The organism is Limosilactobacillus gastricus PS3 (genome assembly GCF_000247775.1).
Classification (GTDB): Bacteria; Bacillota; Bacilli; order Lactobacillales; family Lactobacillaceae; genus Limosilactobacillus; species Limosilactobacillus gastricus_A.
Genome location: NZ_AICN01000073.1, coordinates 1 through 9,126, shown reverse-complemented (window position 1 = coordinate 9,126; position 9,126 = coordinate 1). Strand labels below are relative to the sequence as shown.

At 39.6% G+C, this 9,126-nt stretch carries 7 protein-coding genes and 1 pseudogene; 1 reads left to right on the top strand and 7 read right to left on the bottom strand.

The genetic code is table 11. The features are described 5' to 3' along the window. Together PS3_RS10720 and PS3_RS08655 are read right to left on the bottom strand one after the other, a co-directional pair. A pseudogene (locus PS3_RS10720) lies at window positions 1–282 on the bottom strand (hypothetical protein); the annotation flags it as partial. 1 nt (window position 283) lies between these two features. Beyond that, window positions 284–1,864, bottom strand: coding sequence for a peptide chain release factor 3 (locus PS3_RS08655; protein WP_007122706.1), 1,581 nt, complete (start codon window positions 1,862–1,864; stop codon window positions 284–286). 183 nt (window positions 1,865–2,047) lie between these two features. On the opposite strand from PS3_RS08655, the gene PS3_RS08650 reads away from it, so the two are divergent. Beyond that, window positions 2,048–3,262, top strand: coding sequence for an LCP family protein (locus PS3_RS08650; RefSeq protein WP_007122705.1), 1,215 nt, complete (start codon window positions 2,048–2,050; stop codon window positions 3,260–3,262). A gap of 46 nt (window positions 3,263–3,308) precedes the next feature. Here PS3_RS08650 and PS3_RS08645 read toward each other — a convergent pair whose 3' ends face one another. The 5 genes from PS3_RS08645 to PS3_RS10205 all read right to left on the bottom strand — a co-directional run bounded on the left by PS3_RS08645 (window position 3,309) and on the right by PS3_RS10205 (window position 8,942). Continuing rightward, window positions 3,309–4,412 carry an AI-2E family transporter gene (locus tag PS3_RS08645; RefSeq protein ID WP_007122704.1) on the bottom strand — a complete coding sequence of 368 codons (1,104 nt, stop codon included), beginning with the start codon at window positions 4,410–4,412 and terminating at the stop codon, window positions 3,309–3,311. Next, the gene (locus PS3_RS08640) at window positions 4,409–5,341 is read right to left on the bottom strand and encodes a glycosyltransferase (protein ID WP_007122703.1); all 933 of its coding nucleotides are present in this window, start codon (window positions 5,339–5,341) and stop codon (window positions 4,409–4,411) included. The genes PS3_RS08645 and PS3_RS08640 overlap by 4 nt, the downstream gene beginning before the upstream one ends. 69 nt (window positions 5,342–5,410) lie before the next feature. Continuing rightward, window positions 5,411–5,941, bottom strand: a complete 531-nt coding sequence (locus PS3_RS08635; RefSeq protein ID WP_040468768.1) for a hypothetical protein — start codon at window positions 5,939–5,941, stop codon at window positions 5,411–5,413. Between the two features lie 59 nt (window positions 5,942–6,000). Then, the gene (locus tag PS3_RS08630) at window positions 6,001–7,209 is read right to left on the bottom strand and encodes an NlpC/P60 family protein (RefSeq protein ID WP_040468766.1); all 1,209 of its coding nucleotides are present in this window, start codon (window positions 7,207–7,209) and stop codon (window positions 6,001–6,003) included. 236 nt (window positions 7,210–7,445) lie between these two features. Further along, window positions 7,446–8,942 (bottom strand): glucosaminidase domain-containing protein, encoded by a 1,497-nt coding sequence (locus PS3_RS10205; RefSeq protein ID WP_081478428.1) that lies wholly within the window; start codon window positions 8,940–8,942, stop codon window positions 7,446–7,448. Window positions 8,943–9,126 lie beyond the last annotated feature (184 nt).

Below are 9,126 nucleotides of genomic sequence, written 5' to 3'. Positions count from 1 at the left end.
AAGATTGCCACGGTATAAAAATACAGTCGGATAAAATAGGAAGTTCCCAACTCCAGTATTTTGAAAAGTATGAGTAGCAATAAACGTGAATATACTGCCTTGCTTTAAATTATCATATATTTCTTGTACTCTACTGGCATGAAATGTGAAGTCAGACGAGACAAATATAGTGTGTGTTTCAAAAAAAGGTTTAATTTGAAAAATAGTTAAAATTGCAAATCCTAAAACTATTGTTAAATTTATTACCCATCTATTCTCACAAATATTTATGATTTTCTTCATCTCACAACTTCTTCTCCAATTCAACATCTGGATACTTCTGCTTAAACCAATTTTCCGCGAATTGATTTTCAAATAGGAACAACGGCGCTCCATTTATATCCTTAACTAAAATATTTCGTGACGACGACATCTTAGGATCTAACTGATCCGGATTAATCCACCGGGCAGTCTTATTCCCCATTGGTTCCATAATCACTTCGGAATTATATTCGTTTTGCATCCGGAATTTAAAAACTTCAAATTGCAACTGCCCGACGGCACCTAAAATGTAATCATTCGTAGTGTAACTAGTATATAGTTGCACAGCCCCTTCCTGAACTAATTGATTAATTCCTTTATGAAAGGACTTTTGCTTCATCACATTCTTCGCCGATACTCGAACAAATAATTCAGGGGTAAATTGTGGTAACTTTTCAAACTTAATTGGGGTCTTTCCAGTATAGATGGAGTCCCCAATTTGGAAATTACCGGTATCATACAAACCGATAATGTCACCTGCAACCGCCGTTTCAACGTTTTCGCGCGTATTCGCCATAAATTCGGTGACATTTGAAAGCCGCAATGGCTTCTGCGTCCGTTCCAAGGTCACATCCATGCCCCGATCAAATTCCCCCGAACAAATTCGTACAAAGGCAATCCGATCCCGGTGTTTTGGATTCATGTTCGCTTGAATCTTAAAGACAAAGCCCGAAAAGTCGGTTGATAATGGATCAATTGCAACCCCTGACTCCGTTTTGTGTGCACTAGGAGCCGGTGCATATTGTAAGTACGTTTCCAAAAATGTCTTAACCCCAAAATTAGTTAAGGCCGAGCCAAAGAAAACAGGGGTTTGATCACCAGCCGCAATTTTGGCAGCCGAAAATTCACTCCCGGCTTCGTTAATTAGCTCCATACTTTCTAAGGCATCTGTCCATTCTCCAGCCCCAGCTAATGGATTTTCACCAATTACTTCCCCTTGGTCATCCAATGGTAAATAGGGATTAGCTTCATCTTGAGGGTGAGTTAAGGCCACCCGATGGTTATGGCGATCGTAGACCCCCATAAATTGCCGACCCATCCCAATTGGCCAATCCATCGGATAAGTTTCAATCCCCAAGGTCTCTTCAATCTCATTCATTAAATCTAGGGGTTCTCTAGCATCTCGATCGTATTTGTTAATAAAAGTAAAGATGGGAATCCCTCGCATCTTACAAATTTGAAACAACTTCCGGGTTTGGGGTTCGATCCCCTTGGCCCCATCAATCACCATAACGGCAGAATCCACTGCCATCAAGGTTCGATAAGTATCTTCTGAAAAATCTTCATGCCCGGGAGTATCCAAAATATTAATTCGCTTGCCCGCATAATCGAATTGCATCACGGAACTAGTGACCGAGATCCCCCGCTTTTGTTCAATTTCCATCCAATCCGACTTGGCAAAGTTATTACTACCCCGACCTTTAACGGTCCCGGCTTCGCGAACCACGCCCCCGAAGAGCAGTAATTGTTCCGTAATGGTGGTTTTACCAGCATCGGGATGGGAAATAATCGCAAAGGTCTGTCGTTGATTGACTGCATTGGCTAGGTTTTGCTTACCTGTCATGACTTGCTTCCTTTCATGCACATAATCTTTTTCATTATATAATACTTAAAAGCTAATTACTATATTCATTAAAAAGTCATCGATCTTCTTGATAAGTTCTTCTTAAGTTCTAGAATAGTGGATTGATAAGTCCCGTCGCTTGTGCTAAATTATAAAAGTTAAGTAAAAATTAGAGGTATTATCATGAATAATGATTTTGAATCTCGATCTAGTTATCGGCATAATCGCAATGATCAAGAGCCAGCTGGATCGAACCCACGGCCGCCTTATCACAATAGTAATCGAGTTTACCGGGTGATTCGGCGTGTCGTTGTCATCTTTGTCTTGTTAATCGCGGTCTTAGGTGGTTATGAATACTATCAATTGCAACAAACCGCTTCGAGTGTTTTTTCGAACTCAGCCAAGGTTTCTAAAAAACTCCGGGAAGGTAAACCCATTTCTATTTTAGCAATGGGAACCGATGAAGGGGCCTTAGGTCGTTCTGAATCCACTTGGGGTGACGGAAATACCGATTCAATTGAATTAATCACGATTAATCCGAAAAAAGAAACGATTACTATGACCTCAATCCCTCGAGATACCTTAGTTAAAGTCACGACTTCGGATGGCGATACCGAATACGTTAAGATTAATGCTGCCTACTCCATTGGTGGTGCCAAACAATCCGTTAAACAAATTAAGGAATTACTAGGCGTCCCCGTTGACTATTATGCTTTAGTTAACATGAGCGTCCTCCAAAAGATTGTTGATGCTGTTGGTGGGGTTGATGTTAATAATCCATTTAAGTTTACTTATGAAGGTCACACCTTTAAAAAGGGCAAGCAACACTTGAATGGTAAAAATGCTTTGAAGTACTCGCGGATGCGTTATGACGATCCTAATAATGACTACGGTCGTCAAAAACGGCAACAACAGGTCATTGGAAGTATCATCAAGTCCTTCAAGAAGAATGCTTCTCTGAAAGCCTTTAATAAGATGCTAGATGCCGTGGAATCTGGCGTTAAAACTAATATTCCATTAAGTGGTGTTTCAACGATCTACTCCAACTATAAGGTTGCTATGAATAACGTTAAGACCTACCACTTCATTGGTAAGGATGCGACGATTGATGGAACCTCATATCAAATTGCTTCTACTAAGGAAATTAACCGGGTTTCGAAATTAGTTCGCCATGCCCTCGGCTTAAAAGCTAAGAAGGTCACTAATAACGAAACGAAGTTGTATAACTATAATGTTAACTACACTTCTTATGATGAGTATAACAATACTGAATTTACGATCCCATCGAGCTCCAGTTCATATGGATCTTCTTCTTATGGGACTTCGAGCTCTTATGGAAGTTCCTACGGTACGACTTATGGATCAACATATGGGACTAGTACTGGTTACGGATATTGATAAATTAAGCGCCTTGCTGGACTTACTCCGGCAAGGCGCTTTTTACTTATTCTTGTTTTTCAGATTGTAATTGCCAAATATTCCAGAAGTAGATTACTACGGTTCGAATCACCGCATAGAAAGGAATGCATAAAATCATCCCTGGAATTCCGGCGATATTTCCTGCCGCTAGTAATAGCACGATAATCGTCAATGGATGAATCTTGAGCGAGCGACCAATAATATTGGGATAGATAATGTTCCCATCAATTTGTTGAACGATGACGACTACGACAATCACCCAAATAATTTTATTAGGAGCAATGGCAATCGATACTAATAAAGAGGGCGCAATTCCAATATATGGACCCACATAAGGTACCATATTAGCGATTCCAGCAATGACACCTAAAACAATGGCCAGTGGTTGATTAATAATTAGATAACCAATCGAGGTAGCAATCGCCACAAATAAACATTCAATGGCCTGCCCCGAAATATAACTTGATAAAGTCCGATTCATCTGATGTAAAAGATCACTGACTTCTTGTGAACGTTGCGGACTAAATATCTTTTGAATACTAGGCACTAGCTTAGGACTATCCTTGAGCATATAAAAGAGCATCACTGGCACGGTAATCGTTATAATAACCGTACTGGTAATCGTTCCAATAATGGAGCCCGCACTAGACGATAAGGTCGTCACCGCTTGTTTCGCAAAGCGGGTTAAATATTGATTAATTTGATCATAATAAGCAGATAAGTCAATTTGTTTGACCCATTTGTAGTGTGACCATTGATTGATGAGTTCTTGTCCCTGCTTGGCGGCGCCTGGAAGCCATTGAATTAACTGATTGAATTCGTTAATTACTGAAGGAATCAAGGCGCTGATTCCCCCAACTACCAGCAAAATCAGCAATAAAACGATGAATAGACTTGCAAGTGAGCGTGGAATCTTGAAGGGGCCAATTCTTAGCTTCATGATTAAATTCATCAGGGGACTTAACATGTAGTACAGAAACACTGAAATAATCAAGGGAACAAAAACCGCAGAAACAAAAGTAATGATTGGTTCTAATACAAACTGTAATTGACTACCAACCCATAAGAGCCCCGCTAAAATTAATAATTCTAGTGACCAAAAGAGGATTTGTCGATGTTCTTTTATCATTTCTTTTCCTTAATAATATAGATTGGCCGATTTTTTACCTGCATGTAAATTTTTCCAATGTATTTACCGATTATTCCAATGCAGAGTAATTGTAAACCACCAATCATTAAAATGATGCAAACTAATGAAGCCCAACCAAAGGTGCTACTGGAAGGAACTAGGAGTCGTCGAATAATCACGACAATGATGCCTAAAATGGATAAGCCGAAAGCTCCACTCCCTAACCAAACGGCCATGGAAAGCGGAGCTTGAGAAAAATCAATGATGCCGTCCATAGCATACGAAAATAGTTTCCGCATTGACCAACCTGTGGTCCCCGCAACTCGTTCGATATTTTGATATTCCAGATATTTAGTCTTAAAACCGACCCAAGAAAAAATCCCCTTAGAAAATCGATCATATTCGGTCATTGATAGAACCGCATCAACCATTTGCCGCGTCATCATCCGAAAATCACGAGCTCCATTCACGATATTGGTATTTGAGATCTTATTGATAACATCATAAAATCGATCACTAAGAAATGATTTTAGTTTCGTCTCACCAGTTCGCGTTGTCCGCCGAGTACCGACACAATCATAATCCGTTGTGGTTAAAATTTGGTACATCTCCGGTAAAAATGACGGGGGATCCTGCAGGTCAACATCCATTACCACGACATAATCACCAGTGGCGGCTTGAAGACCAGCGTACAGGGCCGCTTCCTTCCCAAAGTTCCGTGAGAAGGTCACATAATGAACCCGTGAAGGGGCTTCTTGATGCAACTGTTTCATTTCGGCTAATGAATTATCTTTTGATCCATCATCAACAAACCAATATTCAACTTCTAATCCCTCGATTTTATTAACAACTTCTTCGACAGCTGGATAAAATAGTGATATCGATTCCTGCTCATTATAGCAAGGAACAATAATTGATAATTTATTCATAACCTCTCCTTCTAAATAAAAAGACGATACCTAATCGTACCGTCTTTTATTATACCTAATCAATTAATCTTATTGAACACCATATTGGCTAACTGTATATGATACTTGTTGACCATTAACTGTCCCAGATAAGGTCCAAGTATTATCACCGTTGTATGAAGCCGCTAGATTATCCACCGCATCGACCTGACTTTGCGTGGTTGATGCATCTTGTTGTTTATTACCAGCTTGATTACCGAAGTGTTGCTTCAACACCGTCCGCGCATCAGCAGCGGTAAAAGTAGCTGCTTCCGTCGACGTTGATGAATTAGAACTAGTATTAGTCTTGTTAATACTTTGTGCACTAGCAGAAGTCGAACTACTATTCTTAGTAGTAGAACTAGCCTTATTGTTGCTAGTTTCTGAACTACTATTGTCATTACTAGTTGCATCTTTGCTAGTTGAACTCGTACTCTTTGAACTCTTAGCAACTTTATGCGAGCTTACTGAATCAGCATCACTCGTCGTGGTTGAGCTGTCGGTTGCACTCTTACCGCAGGCAGCTAAAGACAAAACTAATGCAACAGCAGCCATTGATGTAATCACTTTATTTTTTTTCATGGTTTTCTCCCTCTGTATTTCTTACCCGTATATATTATAACAGTATTTCGAACAAATAACTATTGTCCAATCACTACATAATAACTTGGTGCAAAGTACTTTTGGGAATTAATCTTAACCACGTCACCAGGTTCTGGTGCATTAATGTAGGTCCCATCACCCAAGGAGATAGCGACGTGGTATGGAGCACTGTCACTACCGAAGAAAAGCAGGGCTCCATATGGAGCCGCCGAAACATTTGAGTAAACGTGCGTTCCAAGCGTTTGTTGCGTGTAAGTCGTCCGGTAAGCTGAACTTAAACCATAGGCCCATTGAACTAATCCAGAACAGTCAAAGCCGGCGGTAGTGTTACCACCCCAGACATATGGAATACCTAACGCGGTCATGGCCTTGGCAACAGCAGCAGAAACTCCACTTTCACTCAAAACTCCATTTGCATCAGCCACGTAATCAGTTCCATTGATTGAAACGGTCGTATTAGTTGCTAACACCCCGTCAGCGTCAAACCAGTACTTATTACCCCAGTTATCGTATTCCTTATTTCTGTATAGGACACCGTCTTCATCAAAGTAGTAGGTATTTCCCCAATTACTGTAGAATTGGTTAGTATAGCGAACACCATTTTCATCGAAATAGTAGGTGTTTCCCCAGTTATTATAGAACTGGTCCGTATAACGAACTCCATCTTCACCGAAGTAATATAAGTTACCCCAGTTACTATAGAACTGGTCCGTGTAACGAGCACCATCTTCGCCAAAGTAGTACATGTTGCCCCAGTTACTATAGAATTGGTCTTGGTACATCTTACCATCGTCACCAAAATAGTAAACTTGACCACTATCATTAGTATAGAAGTAATCCGTTTGCTTTTGTCCATTTACATAATAATAAGTAGCACCGTCTTCGACTTGTTCACCAGTGTAATCGCTGGCAACTGAAGATGCTGATGCTGACGTTGCGGATGAAGCTGATGTAACATTATCAGCAGCCGTGGACGTGGATTCAACAGCTGAAGAACTTGCTGCTGTTGAAGTTGACGTAGCTGAATTAGAAGCTAGAACAACTGATGAAGCACTTAAGCTGTCAGTAGTTGAGGTTGATGCCGTCGTTTGTTGGTTTGCAGTTGTTGTATCGGTAGTTGTATCTGCATTAGCCGTAACTGGACTAGCAACTGCTAAAGTTCCTAATGCAACAGAAACTGTTGCAATTGCCATCGTGCACCAAGTCTTTCCCTTCTTGTACATCTTAAAGTGTTTACTAGATTCCATAAATTATAAATCCTTTCGTACTTAAACAGAAATTGTTAATTACTTGAATCAATTTCGAATTCCTTTTTACGATATTTATACCTTACCATAGTTTTTATGAAATCCTAGTGAATCAAAGTGATTGTTAATCAAAGGTAAAAGTTGCAACTTTTTTGTAATCTTAATGAAACATTATAACTTTCTTAAAATAAAAATAAGAAAACTCGACAACCCAGTCAGATTGTCGAGTATCAAAATTAGTATCCCATGTCTTTAATTTTAAAAGCAACTTGATCAAAAACAGTTAAACCATAGTTACTAATGACATTGCGCAGGGTTGAAGTATAGGTAGGCGAGGTTGCATACCCATCTTGATAAATCTTAGCTGTGACACTATCAGAACTCTTATCCCATAGCAAATTACTATAACGAGAATTGTTAACTAAGAATAAGGAATGATCCTTTACGGAATCATTGTTACTGCTGTACGCTCTGAAAGCATCCACAATCGTTGTGTAACTACCATTGTAATATTCGCCAGTTGACATATTAACCGTAGCACCAGTCCAAGAAGAACCAGCCTTAATCCCAAACAAGTTATGGTAAGTTGCTGATAAACTGGATTTCCCCCAGGCACTTTCAATAATTGCTTGCGCAATCGTTAATGAAGGTAATACACCATAATCAACCCAACCTTCAATCGCTCCATTCACAATACTTGAGATGAATTCATTTTGGCTCGTTCCACTAGCGTCATATGCTAATACCCCATCATTATCGAAGTAAAGATCTCCGACTCCGTCAACACTTACGGTTTCATTAGTTGCCCGAGCACCATCATTCTTAAAGTAATAGACGTTTCCCCAAGCATAGTAAAAACCATTATCTAGTCGGACCCCATCATCGCCGAAATAATATAGGTTGCCCCAATTGCTATAGAATTGATTGGTGTAGCGTACTCCATCTTCGCCAAAGTAATAGGTATTTCCCCAGTTAGAATAGAACTGATTTGTATAACGGGCTCCATCTTCACCAAAGTAGTATAGATTGCCCCAGTTGCTATAGAACTGGTTAGTATACCGAACGCCGTCTTCACCAAAGTAATAAACGTTGCCCCAGTTACTATAAAATTGGTTAGTGTAGCGAACACCATCATCACCAAAGTAATACATGTTACCCCAGTTACTATAGAACTGATCAGTATAGCGAGCACCATCTTCGCCAAAGTAGTACATATTACCCCAGTTACTATAGAATTGGTCTTGGTACATCTTACCATCGTCACCAAAATAGTAAACTTGACCACTATCATTAGTATAGAAGTAATCTGTTTGCTTTTGTCCATTCACGTAATAGTAATTCGAGCCATCTTCTGAAACAACCCCATTTTTAGTGGTGGAATCGTTATTAGTTTGAACACTGTATAGTAAAAGTGGTGCGTGGACAGTACTGTTACTATTACTATTCGATTGACTAGATTGTTCCGAAGAATTGTCAGATCCAGTCGTATTAACATTACTAGCTGAAGTCGAGTCAGAACCAGACTGTAATGTTACCGAGTTCGTCTGAACGTCATTTGAAGTGTCACTTGTTTGGGTAGTATCCACTGAATTATCGGTCGTAGTAGTGGTGTCTGCATTGGCGGTAGTTTGGGTTGTAGCTAAAGCTCCCAGGCCAACCATTACACTAGCTAAAGCCATTGTGCACCACTGCTTACCCTTTTTATACATTTTAAAGTGTTGACTCGATTCCATATCGTAATATTCCTTCCATGTTAGTTCTTAATAACTATTTAATACTTTAGCATAATTTATGAATTATAGAAGAACTTTGCGTGCTTTGTTAATTAAAGGTAAATCTTGCAATTTATCTGTAATATTAATGTATCTATTCGTGGGCTCATTAACACGTGATGTGTAAATAAAAAAGAGACCACCA

What these genes read in the sequence shown, in the direction of transcription:
- PS3_RS08655 (WP_007122706.1), bottom strand. Translation starts at nt 1,864, where the DNA reads ATGACAGGTAAGCAAAACCTAGCCAATGCAGTCAATCAACGACAGACC.
- PS3_RS08650 (WP_007122705.1), top strand. Translation starts at nt 2,048, where the DNA reads ATGAATAATGATTTTGAATCTCGATCTAGTTATCGGCATAATCGCAAT.
- PS3_RS08645 (WP_007122704.1), bottom strand. Translation starts at nt 4,412, where the DNA reads ATGATAAAAGAACATCGACAAATCCTCTTTTGGTCACTAGAATTATTA.
- PS3_RS08640 (WP_007122703.1), bottom strand. Translation starts at nt 5,341, where the DNA reads ATGAATAAATTATCAATTATTGTTCCTTGCTATAATGAGCAGGAATCG.
- PS3_RS08635 (WP_040468768.1), bottom strand. Translation starts at nt 5,941, where the DNA reads ATGAAAAAAAATAAAGTGATTACATCAATGGCTGCTGTTGCATTAGTT.
- PS3_RS08630 (WP_040468766.1), bottom strand. Translation starts at nt 7,209, where the DNA reads ATGGAATCTAGTAAACACTTTAAGATGTACAAGAAGGGAAAGACTTGG.
- PS3_RS10205 (WP_081478428.1), bottom strand. Translation starts at nt 8,942, where the DNA reads ATGGAATCGAGTCAACACTTTAAAATGTATAAAAAGGGTAAGCAGTGG.